This window comes from Chelatococcus sp. YT9 (assembly GCF_018398315.1).
Classification (GTDB): Bacteria; Pseudomonadota; Alphaproteobacteria; order Rhizobiales; family Beijerinckiaceae; genus Chelatococcus.
On the sequence record NZ_JAHBRW010000001.1, the window covers coordinates 2,603,776 to 2,621,919 of the forward strand.

General features: G+C 62.0%; 17 protein-coding genes and 1 tRNA gene. 14 read left to right on the forward strand and 4 right to left on the reverse strand.

The features are described from left to right. Positions 1–17 precede the first annotated feature (17 nt). From KIO76_RS11890 to ilvN, 3 genes are all read left to right on the forward strand, one after another. Entirely contained in the window at positions 18–1,814 is a 1,797-nt protein-coding gene (locus KIO76_RS11890; protein WP_213323473.1) for an acetolactate synthase 3 large subunit, read from the forward strand. 289 nt (positions 1,815–2,103) lie between these two features. Further along, a complete protein-coding gene (locus KIO76_RS11895) occupies positions 2,104–2,799 on the forward strand; it encodes a glutathione S-transferase family protein (protein WP_213323474.1) in 696 nt (231 codons plus the stop codon). A 40-nt stretch (positions 2,800–2,839) separates the two neighbouring features. Beyond that, positions 2,840–3,373 carry an acetolactate synthase small subunit gene (gene ilvN, locus KIO76_RS11900; RefSeq protein WP_213323475.1) on the forward strand — a complete coding sequence of 178 codons (534 nt, stop codon included), beginning with the start codon at positions 2,840–2,842 and terminating at the stop codon, positions 3,371–3,373. Between the two features lie 33 nt (positions 3,374–3,406). On the opposite strand, the gene KIO76_RS11905 is transcribed toward ilvN, so the two are convergent. Next, positions 3,407–3,952 carry a DUF924 family protein gene (locus tag KIO76_RS11905; protein WP_213323476.1) on the reverse strand — a complete coding sequence of 182 codons (546 nt, stop codon included), beginning with the start codon at positions 3,950–3,952 and terminating at the stop codon, positions 3,407–3,409. A gap of 179 nt (positions 3,953–4,131) precedes the next feature. Between KIO76_RS11905 and ilvC the strand changes: the two genes are divergently transcribed. After that, positions 4,132–5,151: a ketol-acid reductoisomerase gene (gene ilvC, locus KIO76_RS11910; protein ID WP_213323477.1), complete on the forward strand. Its 1,020-nt coding sequence runs from the start codon at positions 4,132–4,134 to the stop codon at positions 5,149–5,151. Positions 5,152–5,552: 401 nt separating this feature from the next. Here the strand turns inward: ilvC and KIO76_RS11915 are convergent, their stop codons facing one another. Beyond that, entirely contained in the window at positions 5,553–6,251 is a 699-nt protein-coding gene (locus tag KIO76_RS11915) for a class I SAM-dependent methyltransferase (protein ID WP_213323478.1), read from the reverse strand. Positions 6,252–6,405: 154 nt separating this feature from the next. On the opposite strand from KIO76_RS11915, the gene KIO76_RS11920 reads away from it, so the two are divergent. Continuing rightward, a complete protein-coding gene (locus KIO76_RS11920) occupies positions 6,406–7,542 on the forward strand; it encodes a DUF3095 domain-containing protein (RefSeq protein WP_213323479.1) in 1,137 nt (378 codons plus the stop codon). Positions 7,543–7,724: 182 nt separating this feature from the next. Here KIO76_RS11920 and KIO76_RS11925 read toward each other — a convergent pair whose 3' ends face one another. Then, entirely contained in the window at positions 7,725–8,276 is a 552-nt protein-coding gene (locus tag KIO76_RS11925; protein ID WP_349629409.1) for a DedA family protein, read from the reverse strand. A gap of 104 nt (positions 8,277–8,380) precedes the next feature. Here KIO76_RS11925 and KIO76_RS11930 point away from each other — a divergent pair, with 104 nt between their 5' ends. From KIO76_RS11930 to KIO76_RS11945, 4 genes are all read left to right on the forward strand, one after another. Then, complete coding sequence (locus KIO76_RS11930) at positions 8,381–8,779, forward strand: hypothetical protein (protein ID WP_213323480.1); 399 nt, start codon at positions 8,381–8,383, stop codon at positions 8,777–8,779. A gap of 124 nt (positions 8,780–8,903) precedes the next feature. Next, the gene (gene pdxY / locus KIO76_RS11935; RefSeq protein ID WP_213323481.1) at positions 8,904–9,752 is read left to right on the forward strand and encodes a pyridoxal kinase PdxY; all 849 of its coding nucleotides are present in this window, start codon (positions 8,904–8,906) and stop codon (positions 9,750–9,752) included. Beyond that, a complete protein-coding gene (locus tag KIO76_RS11940; RefSeq protein WP_213323482.1) occupies positions 9,752–10,669 on the forward strand; it encodes a PhzF family phenazine biosynthesis protein in 918 nt (305 codons plus the stop codon). The genes pdxY and KIO76_RS11940 overlap by 1 nt, the downstream gene beginning before the upstream one ends. Continuing rightward, positions 10,666–11,388: an NUDIX hydrolase gene (locus tag KIO76_RS11945; protein WP_349629379.1), complete on the forward strand. Its 723-nt coding sequence runs from the start codon at positions 10,666–10,668 to the stop codon at positions 11,386–11,388. Before KIO76_RS11940 ends, KIO76_RS11945 begins: the two co-directional genes overlap by 4 nt. 20 nt (positions 11,389–11,408) lie before the next feature. Here KIO76_RS11945 and KIO76_RS11950 read toward each other — a convergent pair whose 3' ends face one another. Continuing rightward, positions 11,409–11,753 carry a hypothetical protein gene (locus KIO76_RS11950; RefSeq protein ID WP_213323483.1) on the reverse strand — a complete coding sequence of 115 codons (345 nt, stop codon included), beginning with the start codon at positions 11,751–11,753 and terminating at the stop codon, positions 11,409–11,411. Between the two features lie 397 nt (positions 11,754–12,150). Here KIO76_RS11950 and KIO76_RS11955 point away from each other — a divergent pair, with 397 nt between their 5' ends. From KIO76_RS11955 to KIO76_RS11975, 5 genes are all read left to right on the forward strand, one after another. Next, complete coding sequence (locus tag KIO76_RS11955) at positions 12,151–13,710, forward strand: 2-isopropylmalate synthase (protein WP_213323484.1); 1,560 nt, start codon at positions 12,151–12,153, stop codon at positions 13,708–13,710. A gap of 313 nt (positions 13,711–14,023) precedes the next feature. Beyond that, positions 14,024–14,099 (forward strand) — tRNA-Lys (locus KIO76_RS11960). Between the two features lie 540 nt (positions 14,100–14,639). Further along, the gene (locus KIO76_RS11965) at positions 14,640–15,608 is read left to right on the forward strand and encodes a hypothetical protein (protein WP_213323485.1); all 969 of its coding nucleotides are present in this window, start codon (positions 14,640–14,642) and stop codon (positions 15,606–15,608) included. A 255-nt stretch (positions 15,609–15,863) separates the two neighbouring features. Further along, entirely contained in the window at positions 15,864–17,081 is a 1,218-nt protein-coding gene (locus tag KIO76_RS11970) for a polysaccharide pyruvyl transferase family protein (protein WP_213323486.1), read from the forward strand. A gap of 102 nt (positions 17,082–17,183) precedes the next feature. After that, positions 17,184–18,119, forward strand: coding sequence for a hypothetical protein (locus tag KIO76_RS11975; RefSeq protein ID WP_213323487.1), 936 nt, complete (start codon positions 17,184–17,186; stop codon positions 18,117–18,119). The last annotated feature ends 25 nt before the right edge of the window (positions 18,120–18,144 follow it).

Consider the following 18,144-nt stretch of genomic DNA (forward strand, 5'->3'; position numbering starts at 1 on the left):
CACTCGGAGCGAATTCCATGAGCAAGACCAAGAGCGAAACGGTGAGCGAAACAGCAGACGAGATCATGAGCGGCGCCGAGATGGTCGTGCGGGCGCTTCAGGACCAGGGCGTCGAGCATCTTTTCGGCTATCCCGGCGGCGCCGTGCTGCCGATCTATGACGCGCTGTTCCATCAGGAGACCATTCGCCACATTCTCGTTCGGCATGAGCAGGCGGCGGTGCATGCCGCCGAAGGCTACGCCCGGTCGTCAGGCAAGGTCGGCTGTGTGCTCGTGACGTCAGGCCCTGGCGCGACGAACGCCGTCACCGGCTTGACCGATGCGCTCATGGACTCGATTCCGGTCGTCTGTATCACCGGTCAGGTGGCCACGCATCTGATCGGCTCCGACGCCTTTCAGGAGGCGGACACCGTCGGCATCACCCGCCATTGCACCAAGCACAACTACCTCGTTAAGCGCATCGAGGATCTGCCGCGCATCCTGCACGAGGCCTTCTACGTGGCGTCGCACGGCCGCCCCGGACCGGTCGTCATTGACATCCCAAAGGATATCCAGTTCGCCAAGGGGGCGTATGCCCGGCCAACGGACAACCAGCACAAGACCTACCGTCCGGTGGTGTCCGGCGACATGGAGAAGATCCGCGCCGCGGTCGCACTGATGGCCTCAGCCAAGCGCCCGATCTTCTACACTGGCGGCGGCGTCATCAACTCCGGTCCGGAAGCGGCCTCTCTGCTGCGCGAACTCGTGCGCCTGACGGGTTTCCCGATCACCTCGACCCTGATGGGGCTCGGCGCCTATCCGGCGTCCGACAGCCAGTTCCTCGGAATGCTGGGCATGCATGGCACCTATGAGGCCAATCATGCCATGCATGACTGCGACGTCATGATCAATATCGGCGCGCGCTTCGACGACCGCATCACCGGCCGCATCGATGCGTTCTCGCCCGGCTCACGAAAGATCCACATCGATATCGATCCCTCGTCAATCAACAAGAATGTCAAGGCTGATATCGGCATCGTGGGCGATTGCGCCCATGTGCTCGAGGACATGCTGCGCGTCTGGAAGGGCTTGCCAAAGGACGTCGAGAAGCCGAGCCTGAAGAACTGGTGGGGCAAGATCGCGGGATGGCGCGCCCGCAACTGTCTCGCCTATCGTCCCTCGGACACGGTCATCAAGCCGCAGTACGCGTTGGAGCGTCTACAGGCCCTGACGGAAGGGCGCGAAACCTACATCACGACGGAAGTCGGCCAGCACCAGATGTGGGCGGCGCAGTTCCTGAAGTTCGACAAGCCGAACCGATGGATGACCTCCGGCGGCCTCGGGACCATGGGTTACGGCCTGCCGGCAGCCATTGGCGCGCAGATCGCCCATCCTGAGGCGCTTGTCATCGACGTGGCGGGCGAGGCCTCCATCCTCATGAACATGCAGGAAATGTCGACTGCATTGCAGCACCGTCTGCCGATCAAGGTCTTCATCCTGAACAATGAGTACATGGGTATGGTGCGCCAGTGGCAGGAGCTGCTGCACGGCGGCCGCTATTCGGAAAGCTATTCGCATTCGCTTCCGGATTTCGTGAAGCTGGCTGAGGCTTACGGCGGCGTCGGCATTCGCTGCGAGAACCCCGCAGATCTCGACGAGGCGATCCTCGAAATGATCAACTCGCCGCGCCCGGTGATCTTCGACTGCATCGTCGACAAGATGGAGAACTGCTTCCCGATGATCCCGTCGGGCAAGGCCCACAACGAGATGATCCTCGGCGATGCCGTCGAGGACATCGGCGCCATCATTGATGAAAAGGGCAAGATGCTGGTGTGAGATGAGGGGGCCGAGTCCCGGCGAAATGAGGTGCCTCGCCTTGAACCGTTATCCCGGTCCAGGGTCTTGGTAGAGGCAGAGATGTAGGGCTTGCCTTCTCCCCTGTGGGGAGAGGGGGGTTAGGGACAGCTCCCAGTTCGGATTATTCCCTCACCCGGCCCTGCGGGGCGACCTCTTCCAGCCAGGGAGAGGTGAAGCGCGGTGATCGTTGCCCTCACAATTTTTCATTGGAACGGATGAACGTCCAGCGTCACGGTCAATGACCACCACATCCAGCACGGAACGTCCCATGCCGACCCTCGTCATCGCCAACAAGCTCTATTCCTCATGGTCTATGCGGCCATGGCTTCTCCTGCGTCAGCTCGGCATTCCTTTCGAGGAGGTGCTCATTCCGCTCGCGCAGCCCGACACCAAGGAACGCATCCTTGCGCTGTCGCCCGGCGGCACGGTGCCGATCCTGATCGACGACGGTGCCACCGTCTGGGAATCGTCGGCTATCATGGACTATGCGCACGAGCGTTGGCCCGAGGCCGGCGTATGGCCTGCGGACCGGATCGCACGCGCGGTAGCGCGCTCCATTTCCGGAGAGATGCACGCAGGGTTCCGTGGCTTGCGATCCGCCTGCCCGATGAATCTCGGCAAGATCTATGAGCCTCGCGATCGCGGCCCGGACGTGCAGCGCGACGTCGATCGTATCACGACGATCTGGCGCGATGCCCGCAAGCGCTTCGGGGCGGGCGGCGCCTTCCTGTTCGGGGCGTTCTCCGCCGCGGATGCAATGTTCGCCCCTGTGGTGACGCGCTTCATCTCGTATTCGATCCCTGTCGAGCCGGATATCCGCGAATACATGGATGCCGTCACTGGCACGGCCGCTTTCCAGGAATGGAAGGACGCGGCCTTGAAGGAAACATGGGTCGTCGCCCATGACGAGCCGGATGAGCCCGTCCTGACCGACCTCAGGCCCAATCTTTCTCGAAAGCCCTGATAACATGCGTCATTTTCCACCACCTTCACGAGGGAACCCCATGTCGTCCGTCTATTCGGATCCGCCGCCCGCCGCTCCCGTGTCGCGCCACACCCTCGCGGTCATCGTCGACAACGAGCCAGGGGTTCTCGCCCGCATCGCGGGTCTGTTCTCGGGGCGCGGCTACAATATCGAGAGCCTGACGGTCTCGGAGACGGAACACGAGAAGCACCTTTCGCGCATCACCATCGTCACGACGGGAACAGAGGCCGAGATCGAGCAGATCAAGGCCCAGCTCGCGCGGCTTGTGCCCGTGCATCGGGTGCGCGATCTTTCTGACGAAGGGCCGACGATCGAGCGCGAGCTCGTGCTTCTGAAGGTGGTGGGGCAGGGGGATCAGCGTGTCGAGGCCTTGCGGCTGGCGCAGGCCTTCGGCGCGCGCACGCTCGACGCGACGTTGTCGTCCTTCGTGTTCGAATTCACGGGTGCCCTCGACGACGTCGAGCGCTTCATCGGCATCATGGCGGATTGCGGCCTCGTCGAGGTCTCCCGCACCGGCGTCGCGGCCATGAGCCGCGGCGCGGAGGCGATGTGACAATCCGCGATGGTTATGCTGGCGAGTTTTTACTCAGCCTGCGAAGCCGCCCTCGTCGAGAAACCGCTGCTCTTCCTCCGTGGTGTCACGGCCGAGCAGCGGATTGCGATGGGGGAAGCGTCCGAAGCGGACGATGATAGCGCGATGTTCCTCAGCGAAAGGCAGCCCCTCAGCTGGACCGTTGGCCTTGTACAAGGCAAGGCAATGGTCCTGGTCGGCGAGGTCCTCGGAGTGCATGAGCGGCAGATAGAAGAACTGGCGTTCTATGGGAGCCACCTCGCGGTCGAAGCCGCGCAGGATCGCACGTCCAGCCACTTCCCGGGCGAGGGGATCCGTGGCGAAGCTGCGGGCGGTGCCGCGGAACATGTTACGTGGGAACTGGTCGAGCAGGATGACAAGCGCAAGGGCCGCCTTGGGGACGCTCTCCCACGCAGCAAGCGCGCCTTCGGCGGCCTGCTCGTGCAGCGCGAGGAAGCGGTCGCGGACGTCTTGGTCGAAGTTCAGGTCCTTGACGTACCAACGCTCCGGCCCCGCTTCGAACCAGAATGTCAGAACATCCCTTATGCCGGCGTGCGTCATGGTGAGCCTTCTCCAATCGACTGAAACGCGAGTGTGGCGTGTCGTGCAGACCTCAAATTCACGAATGCCACTTGACCGAACGCGCCGCTCACGCTTTACCGCCGCCAACGCGAGTGGCGGAATGACATGAGCCGGAACGAGCCAACAGCGTAACAAACTTGCCAAGGAAAGGGCATCTCATGCGCGTGTATTACGACCGTGACGCCGACATCAACCTCATCAAGGGGAAGAAGGTCGCGATCATCGGCTATGGTAGCCAGGGCCATGCCCATACGCTGAACCTCCGGGATTCCGGCGTGAAGGAAATCGCGGTCGGCCTGCGCAAGGGCTCGGCCAGCGCGAAGAAGGCTGAAGCCGAAGGCCTGAAGGTCCTCGAAGTCGCCGAGGCGGCGAAATGGGCCGACGTCGTCATGATGTTGACGCCGGACGAGTTGCAGGCCGATATCTACCGCGATCACCTGCACGACAACATGAAGCAGGGCGCAGCGCTTCTCTTTGCGCACGGCCTCAATGTCCATTTCAACCTGATCGAGCCGCGCGCTGACCTCGACGTGCTGATGGTCGCCCCGAAGGGTCCCGGCCACACCGTCCGTTCCGAATATCTGCGTGGCGGCGGCGTGCCCACCCTGATCGCCATCCATCAGGACGCGACCGGCAACGCCCATGACCTCGGCCTCTCCTACGCCTCAGCCAACGGTGGCGGCCGCGCCGGCATCATCGAGACGACCTTCAAGGAAGAATGCGAGACCGACCTGTTTGGCGAGCAGGCGGTTCTCTGTGGCGGCACGGTCGAGCTCATCCGCGCCGGCTTCGAGACGCTGGTCGAGGCGGGCTATGCCCCCGAGATGGCCTATTTCGAGTGCCTCCACGAGCTCAAGCTGATCGTCGACCTCATCTACGAGGGCGGCATCGCCAACATGAACTACTCCATCTCCAACACGGCCGAGTACGGCGAGTATGTCACGGGCCCGCGCATCATCAACGCGGAGACCAAGGCCGAGATGAAGCGCGTGCTCAACGACATCCAGTCCGGCAAGTTCACGCGCGATTGGATGCTGGAGAACAAGGTCAACCAGGCTTCGTTCAAGGCCACTCGCGCCCGTAACAACGCCCACCAGATCGAGGAAGTCGGCGAGAAGCTTCGCGCCATGATGCCCTGGATCAAGGAAAAGGCGCTGGTCGACAAGTCCAAGAACTGATTGGTTCCAAGACGAGCAGAGACGAAAAGGGCGGCTTCGGCCGCCCTTTTTTGTTGGCGACGCGGCCGGGCTGCGCCGATCCCTCCCCTCAGGGGAGGGTGGCGCCGCAGGCGCCGGGTGGGGGCTACCGGAGGCTGACCCAACGGCAATATTGGCCGGTCTGGTATCGTCTAGAGCATTTCCGGTGAACCGGAGTTCACCGGAAATGCTCTAAATATTTGTTTCCGCGCATTTTCTTCACGCGAACCGGTTTCCACTTCGCTCGAAAATGCTCTAGTGCGGCGTGCTCCCCACCCGACCTCGCTGTCGCGAGGCCACCCTCCCCTGAGGGGAGGGATCAGCGCGGGCTGCACCCCTTTTCATCCCCCTCGCGCGAGGACCTGAATGACCCAGCGCCTGCCTTAGGCCGGCTTCTCCCATTCCATGACATGGCAATAAGGGATGCTGCGATAGCGGGCGCGCCTGTCAGCAGGGCCGCCGGTCGTATCGGGCTCGTCGAAATGACGCAGGACAAGGCCTGCCTGGATGAGAGGCTTCATATAGCTCGACAGGGGCCGGTGCCAGTTCCGGATGCGGATGCCGCGCCATTCCACCCATTCCGCGCGCTCGTCGAGATAGTCGCGGATCACGAAGCGGCTTTTCAGAGGCGGATCCTCCCAGGTGCCGGCGGTCGCGAAGCTGTTTAGGTTGACGATGATGAGGCTGCCACCGGGGCGGAGCACCCTTGCCATCTCGTGGATAGCTGCTGTCGCATCCGTGATGTCGATCAGCGAGAGATAGCTGACGACAAGATCGAACATCTCGTCCTGAAACGGGAGCGCCTCGGCCTGTCCAAGCCGATAGTCGCCGCCGGGATCGCGGCGCCTTGCCTCAGCAAGCATCCCCTCGGTCGGGTCAAGGCCGATGGCATCGATGCCGCGCTCGCGCAGCATGCGGCAGAAACGTCCCTCGCCGCAGCCGACATCGAGGGCGTTGCGATAGCCTCGCCCGTCGATCAACTGGAGAACCGGCTGGTCGGTCACAAACTCGCGGGTGAAATCGCCACGCTCTCCCATATCGGCGATCCAGGCAGCCGCAGATTCACTCCATCCGTTGGACATGGGAATACCTCACGCGTGGGAAGGGGGCGCCGTCCCTCGCATGAACCATCCGAGGCGTCAACCATTCGGCATGTCATCGTGCCTTTCCGACATGGAAAGACGACTGCCAACCCCATATGTTTCGCACGCATACGTATCGGTTGAGGCAAGCACGATGAACGCAGACGATTTTTATGACGGCGTGCCAATCTTCACCCGGTTCGCGGATCTGCTCGACGAAGCCCTTTATCGCCCGTTGCCGGATGACTGGGTGATCGGGCTTTCGGATGTCGTATCGTCAACGGCGGCGATCACCGCAGGCCGGTACAAGGCGGTCAATATTGCGGGCGCAGCCGTGATCGCCGCGGTGAAGAACGCTCTCGGCAACATGGATTTTCCCTATGTCTTCGGGGGCGACGGAGCGAGTTTTGCGGTGCCGTCGGCACAGGCGGACGTTGCGCGCGCGGCGTTGGCGAGGACGGCGGGGTGGGTCGGCGCCGATTTGCAGCTCGACCTTCGTGTCGCGCTGGTTCCCGTCGCAACCGTCCGCGCGGCCGGCTTCGATCTGCGTGTGGCGCGATTTGCGGCATCGCCGCATGTCAACTATGCGATGTTCTCCGGCGGGGGGCTGGCCTGGGCTGTCGCCGCGATGAAGGCGGGCGAGTTCGCCATCGCGCCCCGCAGCGACGAGCCACCGGATTTGACGGGTCTCTCCTGCCGGTGGGCGGAGATCCCGGCGGAGCGCGGGACTATTCTCTCCGTGATCGTCACACCAGCCGGCGAGCGCCCGACCGACGCCTTTCGCAAGGTCGTCGAGGATGTGCTGCGGCTTGCAAGCTCCGCTGGACGGCCTACCCCGGTGCCCGCCCGCGGATGGTCACGCTCCGGCGCCGAGCTCGAGGCTCTCGCCATGAGACACGACGGCAGGCCGCTTGTTCTCAGGCGCGTGCTCGCGAGGCTGAAAGCCATGGGCAGCGCGGTCGCGTTGAGCCGCCAGCGTATCGGCAGCTTCGATGCTGCACGCTACCTTCATGAACTCGGCGAGAACACGGACTTCCGTAAATATGACGACGGGCTGCGGATGACCATCGACTGCACCCTCGCCGAGGCGGAGGCCATCGAGAGTTACCTCGCCGATGCGGCCGCTCGTGGCATTGCCCTCGTCGGTACGCACCGGCAGGATGCGGCCCTCATGACCTGCCTCGTGCCCTCGGCGATGAGCAACAATCACGTTCACTTCGTGGATGGGGCCGATGGCGGTTATGCGACGGCCGCCATCCAGTTGAAGAAGGCCTGGGCAACGGCGAGCTAGGAGCGATCACTCTCTGGATCGGTGCGGACAGGCGGCTTGAGGCTCCTAACGTCGGGGCCTTGCGTCGATGCCGCCGCCTTTGCTCGCTTGCCGAGCGATTTCAGGCACCAGTCCGGCTGGTTTCCTCGTCCCCTCGGCGTCTTCATCCTGGGAACGACATGCGGGTGTCCGCCGCTGCGGCGTCACGCCGGCAGAAAGGCTCTCAGCGTGGCTGCCGCCGGCGCCAGAACCAGGAAAGCCCAGACCATGGCCGAGGCCACATTGGCCATATGAAACAGCAGCGCGGGCGTGCCGAACATGCCTGCGACGAGTGCCCCGACGCCGTGCAGAGGCCCTGAGAAGCGGGTCAGAAATACCGTCCATGACCCCCATCGTTCGAAGAAGCGCTGACCTGCCGCCATGGTCTCGGGGTAGCGATTGAACGGCCACATCGTCAGAGCCTGCTCGCCGTAGTGACGGCCAAGCCAGAACGAGATGAGATTGCCGAGCGTGCCGCCGGCGACTGCCGCGAGCCACGAGGGCCAGAGTTCGATACCGCCCGCGCCGATGAGGGCACCGATGGCGAGCAGCACCACGGAGCCCGGAACGAACAGGGAGAGAATGACGACGGATTCGCCGAAAGCGAGGCCGAAAGCGAGTGCAGGCGCCCAGCTGGAATGGGCCTGAACAAAGCTGGTGATGTCGGCGACGAAATTGGCGAAGGTCATCCCCCAGCTATGGCGGCAGGCTGGCACGACGGTCAAGTGTTCCGCCGCAGAGCGCGTGGAAGCAATTTCGCAATGGATGTGTGTTAGGCGGCGCTGTCCGCCCTGGAGGGCGTTTACGCGGAAGGTGCTCTATGCGTCCAGTTGTGTTGACCGGCCTGGTGCTGGGATCTCTCGTGCTCGTCGGCTGCGTTTCGACCACGTCCAATCCAGAAGCGCTCAAGGAGCGGCACCGCCAGCAATGCACCGAGTTCGGTTTCGAGCCCGAAACCGACGGCTTCGCCAACTGTATGATGGAGCAGTGGGGGCGTGCTGAGGACCGCGAGGCGGAGGAGCGGCGCCGGACGAATGAAATCATCCGCGAGAACAATCGGCGTGCGGCCCAGACCGAAGCCCTCAAGGCCCAGAACAGGCAGATGAGCTTCATGCGGGCCGGGAACACGAGCTTCCCCGTCTGCAACGCGGCGAGCCCGGGCGCGGGGCTCGATGTCACATCAGGCAAGTGGTATGGCAATTCGTGTCGCGCCTACTGAGCTCCGCGCGAGGGACTGCGGTGGTGCCGATGAGCGCCCGAGCGCTTAAGCCGCGCTCTCGCTTTCGGGTTTCCGAAAAGGCATGATTGGAGTACACCGATCACCCGATCGGATGGACGTCCCCATGAATATTCTCTCGATCCAATCTCACGTCGCCTATGGCCATGTCGGGAATGCCGCCGCCGTCTTCCCCATGCAGCGGCTCGGCGTCGAGGTATGGCCGATCCATACGGTGCAGTTTTCCAATCACACGGGCTACGGCGCCTGGAAAGGACGTGTGTTTGACGGGCCGGCGATCGAGGAACTGGTCGAGGGTATCGCGGAGCGCGACGTGCTGTCGCGCTGCGACGGCGTGCTCTCTGGCTATATGGGCGCCGTCGATATCGGCAATGCCATCCTGTCGACGGTGGCCAAGGTGCGCGCGGCCAACAGCCGCGCCCTCTATTGTTGTGATCCGGTCATCGGCGATGTTGGACGCGGCATTTTCGTGCGGCCGGGTATTGCTGAATTCATGCGCGACCAAGCTGTTCCCGCCGCCGACGTGGTGACGCCAAACCAGTTCGAGCTCGCGCTTCTGGCAGGCCATGAAATCGGCGACCTCTCCGATGCGAGGCGTGCCATCGCGGCCGTCCATGCGCTGGGGCCCCGCATCATCATGGTGACATCCCTCGAGATCTCGGACATGCCCGATGATGCGCTCGATCTCCTCGCGTCCGACGGCACGGCGTTATGGCGCGTGCGCACGCCCCGTCTTGATCTGAAGATCAACGGGGCTGGCGATGCCATCGCCGCCCTGTTCTTCGTTCACTACCTCCGGACGGGTAGCGCCGCGGAAGCATTGACGGAGGCCGCCTCGTCGATCCACGGATTACTGAAGCGCACGGCCGAGGCGGGCGCGAGGGAGATCTTGCTCGTCGCAGCTCAGGACGAATTCGTCAGTCCGAGCCGGCGCTTCGCCGCGGAGCTGGTGTGATGGCGGTGCTTTCGACTCGCTCCGGACGTCGTTTCCATACGCTCGACGTATTCACCGACAGCACCCTCGCGGGCAATCCGCTTGCCGTCGTGCTCGACGCCCACGAGCTGGATGACGTGACGATGCAGAAGATCGCCGCCGAGTTCAACCTCTCGGAGACGGTCTTTGTCCTGCCGCCGGAGGACATCGCGCATCGCGCGCGGCTGCGCATTTTCACGCCGACGCAGGAGCTGCCCTTCGCCGGGCATCCGACAGTCGGTACGGCCGTGCTTCTCGCGCTGCTCGATGGGGCGCCCATGGGCAGCTTCACGGTCGAGGAGCGCGTCGGGATCGTGCCTTGTGAAGTCTCTATCGCGGGCGATGGTGTGGGGGAGGCAACCTTCACCCTGCCGCGGCTTCCGGAGCGCGTGGGCGCACTGCCCGACGCCTCGGCCATCGCCGCAGCGCTCGGGTTGATGGAGAGCGACATCGGTTTCGGGCGTCACGTGCCCGCACAGTATTCTGCCGGGTCCCCCTTTGCGCTGGTTCCGGTCACGAGCCGCGCCGCTGTCGACCGTGCCGCCAGCGTCAGAACGGCCTGGGACGCTGCCTTCGGGCAGGTCAAGCGCGGCAGCGCCTTCATCTATTGCAGCGAGCCCGTCGATCCCGAGCACCGCTTCTATGCGCGCATGTTCGCCCCGAGCCTCGGCATTGGAGAGGACCCGGCGACGGGTTCGGCCGTGGCGGCCTTTGCCGGCGCCGTGATGGACCATGAAGCGCTTGGTGACGGCGAACACAGGATCGTCGTGGAGCAGGGCTATGCGATGGGACGACCGTCACAGATCATCCTGACGCTGAACATTCTGGACGGGGCCCTCGTGAAGGCGACAATCGGCGGCAAGGCAGTGCTCGTCAGCGAAGGCAGGCTGTTTGCGTGACACGTTCCGCGCCCCGCCCGGACGGCAGGATCGTCCAGCTCGACGAGGTCGAGATGCATCTCACGGCTGATGAGTGGCCGTGGGCGGTCGAGAACCGCGAGCGCATCGACGCCAACTGGCGGCGCCTGAAGGCGGAGAAGCCGGCCCTCTTCAATGGACAGGTGCTCGTGATGAGCGAAAGCCGGATCACGGCTCGTAAGCTGACTGGCCGCTACATCGCGACCGACTACGCCAGCTTTCTCGCGATGCGCGATTTCGGCGCTCCCCCGCCCGGCACGGGCAATTGTTTCGCCATGGCTGCGCTGCGTTCCGCCGATGGCGCTTTCGTCCTCGGGGTTATGGGTGACCACACCGCCAATGCTGGGAAGGCCTATTTTCCGGCGGGAACGCCTGATCTGGCGGACGTGCTGCCGGACGGCCGCGTGGACCTTCTCGGGAGTGTGGAGCGGGAGCTGGCCGAGGAAACAGGGCTCGGTGCCGACGATGTCACGATCGGCGAAGGCTGGACGGCTGTTTTTGACGAGCCGCGGCTGGCGCTTATGCGCCCGGTGCAGTCAGTGCTTCCGGCCGACAGGCTTGTCGGCCGGATCGAAAACTTTCTTGCGGCCGAGCCCGAGCCTGAACTGTCCGGAATCAGGCTCGTGCGCAGGGTAGGCGATATCGATCCCGCGACCATGCCTCCCTTCCTGCAGCTTTATCTCAAGCACATGCTGACGTGAGGCAGGCTCTCACGCCGGCCTTAGGGATAGCCGTTGCGCGACTTGACGGCGGCTAGGATCGCGAGCGCCTGGCCATCGTTGCCCTGGGCGCAGGCGCTGGCAGCGCGGCTGACGTCCGGAATCATGGATTTGTAGACGGAGGGGCTCAGATGGCCGACCTGAACGTCGCTATCGATGATACGGCGGAAGCCGAGGATCGGCGCGCCACAGCTCCGGCTCGCCAGGCTGGCGCTGTCAAGCGGGGCTGCGAGCACACCGTTTGAGCTGTCCGCGTAAGCTTGGGCAGCGGGAGGGTTCTGCGCGGTCGTGTTGCAGGCGGCCAAGCCCAACAGGAGTGGCACGGCGAAAGTCAAACGGCTCAACATCGCTATCCCCGGAGTCTGATTCCATCCTGTCGCCAGCTTTTTCATTTGTCACGGCCGGGTCAACCGGATGATTGATGACTTGTCAGCGCCTATTCGTCTCGGTTACAACCATTTGAGCGATCGTCGTTGACGCGGAGTGTCCGCGGCTGCGTTGAAAAGGGATTGAGGTTCAGTGACTGCGATAGCTTCAGGGATTGCGCAGGGGACCGCGGCCATGTCCGCAGTCGCTCTCGACGCGCGTCTTGAGCTGTCTTCGCGCCTGAGCCTTATTGGCCTCCTCCTTAGCCGCCCCTGAGGGCCGGCCGGGCTTTGCCTGGGCCTTCAGGGGATGTGACGGCCACCGCGATCGAGCGCCGCCCCCTGTGAGAAGCGCTCCTCAAGCTCAAGGACGAACAAAATGAACTCTCCGGTATCCGCGTCCGACAAGGACCGCGTCGTTATCTTCGATACTACCCTGCGTGACGGCGAGCAGTGCCCCGGCGCCTCGATGACGCCCGAGGAAAAGCTCGAGGTCGCCGAAATCCTCGACACGATGGGCGTCGACATCATCGAGGCGGGCTTCCCGATCGCCTCCATCGGCGACTTCGATTCCGTCGTGGAGGTTGCCAAGCGGACGAAGAATGCGGTCGTTGCGGGCCTCGCTCGCGCCATTCCGGGCGATATCGCCCGCGCCGGCGAGGCCGTGCGCCACGCTCGGCGGCCGCGGATTCATACTTTCGTGTCGACGTCGCCGATCCATCTGGCGCATCAGATGCGCAAGAGCGAGGAAGAGGTGCTCGAGATCATCACCGCGACGGTGACGCAGGCGCGCAACCTCGTCGATAACGTCGAGTGGTCGGCTATGGATGCCACCCGCACTCCGATCGCCTATCTTCTGCGCTGCGTGGACGCGGCCATCAAGGCGGGCGCCACGACGATCAACCTGCCCGACACGGTGGGCTACGCGACGCCGGATGAATATCGCGCCATGTTCCGCACCATCCGCGAGACGGTCGCCGACGCGGACAAGGTGGTGTTCTCGGTGCATTGCCATGACGACTTGGGCCTCGCCGTCGCCAATTCATTGGCGGGCGTCGAGGGGGGCGCGCGCCAGGTGGAATGCACCATCAACGGCCTCGGCGAGCGGGCCGGCAATGCCGCGCTGGAAGAGATCGTGATGGCGATCAAGACCCGTGCCGACGTGTTGCCCTATACGGTCGGGGTCGATACGATCATGCTGACGCGGGCCTCCAAGCTCGTCTCGGCCGTGACCTCCTTCCCGGTGCAGTACAACAAGGCCATCGTCGGCCGGAACGCCTTCGCCCATGAGAGCGGCATCCACCAGGACGGCATGCTGAAGGAATCTTCCACCTACGAGATCATGACACCGGAGTCCGTAGGTGTGTCGAAGACCTCGCTGGTGATGGGCAAGCATTCCGGCCGCCATGCCTTCCGCGATAAGCTGAAGGCCCTGGGCTATGAGCTGGGCGACAACGCTCTGGAGGACGCCTTCCGCCGCTTCAAGGACCTCGCTGACCGCAAGAAGGATGTCTATGACGAGGACATCGAGGCCCTGGTCGATCAAGGCATCCTGACGGCGCATGATCGCGTCAAGCTGGTGTCGCTCTCGATCATCGCGGGGACGCGCGGGCCGCAGCGGGCCACCATGAAGCTGGACATCGGTGGGGAGGTTCGCACCGAGGAGGCCGAGGGGAACGGGCCCGTTGATGCCACCTTCAACGCCATCAAGGCGCTGGTGCCACATGACGCCAAGCTCGAGCTCTACCAGGTGCATGCGGTGACCGAAGGTACGGACGCCCAGGCGGAAGTCTCGGTCCGCCTCGACGCCAAGGGCAGCCCGGTGACGGGTCGCGGCTCCGATCCCGACACGCTGGTCGCTTCGGCCCGGGCCTATCTGTCGGCCCTGAACAAGCTTCTGGCGCGCGGCGAGCGCCTGCACGCGCAGGCTGCGGAGTAGCCACGGCCGGGATCCCGCCGCGTCAGACGCTCCGCGTGCGTGACTCCGGAGCAAATTCTATCGAGTGACATCTCCAAGCCGCCCGGCAAAAGCCTGGGCGGCTTTTCAACAGGCGCTGCGCGCGTGAAAAGAAGGGCCACGCATCGTTTTGGATTGCAGATTCCGGTTATTTCATAATGCGTTAGGATGGTGCCGTCGTTAAGTGCAGGCCTCCTCGCCACGAAATGCTGGCAAAATGTGTTTGTGGCGCTGGACATGGGCAAAGCTCTTTGGTAACAACCCCGAGTTCTCGGCGCTCAGCGAGCGTCGCGGCGGGCGCATAGCTCAGTTGGTAGAGCAGCTGACTCTTAATCAGCGGGTCCAAGGTTCGAGCCCTTGTGCGCCCACCATCAAACAAATGCCTTTAGAGGCTCTTGAAGTTTGATGGTGTTTCCAAGCCGCTAATCAGTATGACCGGGCGGCCATCGATCCCAAAAACACGTCTGTATTTGGCGCTTGAGCAAGCGGATATGCCGTGACTTCGGGCGATCGCATGATGCCGCGCGTGAGGGCTTGCCGGGTCACTTTCCAGGCGCCATGACCTGCGCCATCCAGAGGTGATTACGGGCTGTTGGCTATCTGGGGTTGTCGGGCGCGAAAAAAAATGCCCCGATGGCCCGTCTGACATGTTTTCAACATCGAAGCTGTGAATAGATAGGGTCTCCGCCACTATCCCCATCCCGTTTGCGGAATGAGTAATGACATTTGTGCGAATGACTCTGTGTTGCGTGCTCTTCTTGGGGGGAAGTGCCGCAGCAAAGGCCCAGGATACTATCCGTCTTGAACTCTCTCCAAAGGCAGAGACTGTCTACGACTATGCTGCGGAGAGGTGCCGTTCGAACAGCATTCCAGACAGCCCCGCCCGTGCGCTACGGCGTGCCGATGGTTCCGTGGTTCTGATCAGTGGTCACCTGACAAACTGGTTCATGGAAGGGGACCGCCTCGACAGCGTGAAGCCCAATTGCTCGATTTCATCCCGCGCCGCCGAATCACCAAACCCGGCTGAGTTCGACGACCGCTACTGGATTCAGGCGCTGCTCCCGGTGGGTGAGGGCCGGGTGATCGGCCTCGGCAGCCAGGAATTCATGGGTAAGCGGCACAAGGGCGTCTGCGACGGTCCCGGCGCCCAGTCGCCCTGCTGGTATTCCTCGATCGTGACAGTCAGCGCGGATGCAAAGGACCTCGATTTTTCGCTCTTGCCCAAAGCGGAGCGGCTCGTGGCTTCATCGAGCAAGCCCTTCGACCCGAAGGTGAAGATGACGGGTTTCTTCACTACCTCGAACATCGTGCGCGATGGCCAGTATCTCTATTTCGTCGGGTGGACGGCGGGCGAGGCAAAGCCCGGTCCGAACGGCAATTGCCTGTTCCGCTCCACCGTCGCCGAGGCGGCCAGAGGCGAGTGGAAAGTCCTGAGCGAGGGCCAATTTACACGCCCGCCGCAGGCCTACCGCGGTGATGACGCGACGACCCACTGCGACAATATTGGTGCCGGCAGGCAGGGCAAGCCGCCATTCGGCCGGTTTCGTTCCATCGTCCGCCTGAAAAGTCACGACCTGTGGCTGGCCACCTATAACACAGGCCTGCCCAATCCGGGCGTTTTCTACACCACGTCCAAGGACCTGGTGAATTGGAGCGAGCCGAAGATGCTGGCCGATTTCAAACCGTTCTGGCAATCAAAGGGCGCCTGCCAGGATTACTTTGAATATCCGTCATTCATCGATCCCGCGAGCGATTCGGATATATTCGACACGGCTGGCGACGCCTTCTATGTCTATTTCACGCGGCTGAACTGGACGAACTGCAAGCGCGGTATGGATAGGGATATCGTGCGCTTTCCGGTGCGGGTTGTTTCCGGTTGAGACGATGACGGATAGACTGCATGGCCGCGGATAACGCAGGGAAAGTTGCCGGTGCGTGGTTGTCATTCTGGCATGATGGCTGCATGGACTATCCCGGCGTGAAATACCGCGCGTCGGGCTAAGCGATTGTTGCAATCGCCCCCTACGTTCGGCAGCAATTCCCTTGGGCAGTTCCCGCCCATCTGCAGGATTGAGAACCTCGGCCCGCTATGCTTCTGCGCATGGGCGACTACTGGTTAAAGGCGGATGATGACCATGCTCTATCGTGAACAGCCGACGCGCACGGTGCCCTATCGCTACTATAACGTGATCCGGAACTGTGGAGACGCAATCTCCGCCTATATCCTGAAGAACCAATTCGCTGCGACGGGCGTTTTCACCGAGTCCTCTCAGCCCCATCTGCTGCCGATCGGCAGCATCTTCTTCATGGCGAATGCGAACTCCTATATCTGGGGTTCGGGCGTGCTCAGCCCCTCGGTTGCACTCGGCGCCATCGATGTGACCAAAATCAGGGCACTGCGCGGCGAGTTGACCCGCAATCACTTGCGCTCCGCGGGCCTTCAGGTGCCAGATGTGCCGCTGGGAGACCCCGGCATTCTGGTCAAACGTCTCGTCAGCCCGGACCAGATGCGCGCGCGGTATCGCGCTGCGATCGTGCCGCATCATTCCTCGCTGCACAGCAAGGCTTTTGACGCGTTTCGCGCGAGCGACGAATTCTGTGTCGTCGACATGATGGACGACTCGCTCCTGCCGCTTGAGCAGATCGCGCAGTCGGAAGTGGTGATCTCGCAAAGTCTGCATGGCCTGGTCTTCGCCGAAGCCTTGGGGCGGCCTAGCCTGTGGATCTCCAATCGCAACGAGCCTGTCTGGAACTTCAAGTTCAACGACTGGTTCTCGATGATGAAAAACCCGCAGCGTGAGCCGGTGGCGATCGCGGGCAAGCCCGAAGACCTGATCTCGCAGGCCGAGCATCGTGTTTCGAAGATCAACGAGGCAGAGTTGGTCGGCGCTTTTCCGTCAGAACTGCTTGAGGATCAAACCTCGGCGCTTCTGACGGATTTCGATGTATGCCGTGGCTTGTCGCCCTGGCAGATCTTCGTCGAGCAGCCGTTGACGCTCAAGGCGGAGCCATCGCAGCAAGAACTGGCGGCCTTTGCCAAGCGTATGCGCCAGCTTCGCTCGGCCGCTTTTACGGGTTTTGCTGAGCCGGCTTATCTTGCCGTCTATCCGTTGTCGCAGAAAAATACCCCCAGCCGCGTCGATCTCCAGGCTATACAGCGTTTCATGGATGAGCGCCGCAATTTCGATTTTGTCTGGATACCGGAGCGAGCTGAGCCGACCGGTCCCTCGGGCATTACAATCACCCCCGTCGAAACGAAGCTGGGGGCCGGCGGGCTCCCGCCTGGAGGTTTCATGATCCGACCGTCCGGGTTCTTGTCCGCTAATTCCTCTTATGCGGTCGTTGGAGCATAAGGTATATCATGCGTGGTCGCTGACTTGGCCTAGCCTTGAGGATAACACAAGAACGCATTGGTTCTGGACGTAGTCATCAATATTTCTGCGCGAGAAAGAGATATGAGTGAAGTTATTCTGATACGGACTCATTATTTTGATGAGACCCTCGAAGGCTTTTGCTCTCGTCTCCAAAACGAATCGGGTCGCGAGGTCGTGGCGCTCGTTGATGAAAGCAAAGGACAGGTTTCTGTCCCCAACACTTTCGGTAAGGTTGTCCTTGATTTCGAGAGTCTAAAAGAGCGAGGGATTTATATTCCCCGCGATGCCGCGTGGCGTTGTGGGGATTATTGCTACTATGCTGCGCGTCTCGCGCGCCCAGATGTGGCCGCGTTCTGGCTTGTTGAGGGGGATGTCAGATTCAAGCTCGATCATCTGTCGGAGTTTTTCAACGCATTTCCCAACGCAGATGAAGTTGACTTCATCACAACAGGATATCACAAATCGAGCAACAAGTGGTGGTGGTACAATGCAATGCATGCCTTTTCCGAACAGGTCTACGGCTGCATGTATCCTCTCACAAGGCTGTCCTCCCGAGCAATAGATCATCTTATGGTACGCCGTGCCGAACATTCGATCGTTTTTCAAGAACGTTTGTCAAATGGCGAGATGGGCTTGTCTTGGCCCAATGATGAGTCCTTTACGTCAACAACACTCTCCTGCGACGGCTTTGTGTGCCGCGATGTCAACGGTTTTGGTCGTTCCTTTCATTCCAAGAAAACTTTCCGAGTTGGGCGTCCTGTATCCTTAAGAGAGCTTGAAACGCAGCCTAATGATGGTCAGATCCATCATCCGGTTGTTTCAGGCGTGTCCTTTCTACGAAAAATGAAAAATTCATTCGGCTCATATCTAAAAAAGAATATGCCGGCGGAGGAGATACGCGCAATTTTCAACACGCGCCTCTTTTTGCTTGTAGCATTGGAAACAGATCCCGAGACGGCATTGAAGTTTCATGACGACTGTGAAGCTGCCTTGGCGCAATACAATTCTGATGTTTAGAGCATACTTTTGGCTACGAAATCGA

What these genes read in the sequence shown, in the direction of transcription:
- KIO76_RS11890 (WP_213323473.1), top strand. Translation starts at nt 18, where the DNA reads ATGAGCAAGACCAAGAGCGAAACGGTGAGCGAAACAGCAGACGAGATC.
- KIO76_RS11895 (WP_213323474.1), top strand. Translation starts at nt 2,104, where the DNA reads ATGCCGACCCTCGTCATCGCCAACAAGCTCTATTCCTCATGGTCTATG.
- ilvN (WP_213323475.1), top strand. Translation starts at nt 2,840, where the DNA reads ATGTCGTCCGTCTATTCGGATCCGCCGCCCGCCGCTCCCGTGTCGCGC.
- KIO76_RS11905 (WP_213323476.1), bottom strand. Translation starts at nt 3,952, where the DNA reads ATGACGCACGCCGGCATAAGGGATGTTCTGACATTCTGGTTCGAAGCG.
- ilvC (WP_213323477.1), top strand. Translation starts at nt 4,132, where the DNA reads ATGCGCGTGTATTACGACCGTGACGCCGACATCAACCTCATCAAGGGG.
- KIO76_RS11915 (WP_213323478.1), bottom strand. Translation starts at nt 6,251, where the DNA reads ATGTCCAACGGATGGAGTGAATCTGCGGCTGCCTGGATCGCCGATATG.
- KIO76_RS11920 (WP_213323479.1), top strand. Translation starts at nt 6,406, where the DNA reads ATGAACGCAGACGATTTTTATGACGGCGTGCCAATCTTCACCCGGTTC.
- KIO76_RS11930 (WP_213323480.1), top strand. Translation starts at nt 8,381, where the DNA reads ATGCGTCCAGTTGTGTTGACCGGCCTGGTGCTGGGATCTCTCGTGCTC.
- pdxY (WP_213323481.1), top strand. Translation starts at nt 8,904, where the DNA reads ATGAATATTCTCTCGATCCAATCTCACGTCGCCTATGGCCATGTCGGG.
- KIO76_RS11940 (WP_213323482.1), top strand. Translation starts at nt 9,752, where the DNA reads ATGGCGGTGCTTTCGACTCGCTCCGGACGTCGTTTCCATACGCTCGAC.
- KIO76_RS11950 (WP_213323483.1), bottom strand. Translation starts at nt 11,753, where the DNA reads ATGTTGAGCCGTTTGACTTTCGCCGTGCCACTCCTGTTGGGCTTGGCC.
- KIO76_RS11955 (WP_213323484.1), top strand. Translation starts at nt 12,151, where the DNA reads ATGAACTCTCCGGTATCCGCGTCCGACAAGGACCGCGTCGTTATCTTC.
- KIO76_RS11970 (WP_213323486.1), top strand. Translation starts at nt 15,864, where the DNA reads ATGCTCTATCGTGAACAGCCGACGCGCACGGTGCCCTATCGCTACTAT.
- KIO76_RS11975 (WP_213323487.1), top strand. Translation starts at nt 17,184, where the DNA reads ATGAGTGAAGTTATTCTGATACGGACTCATTATTTTGATGAGACCCTC.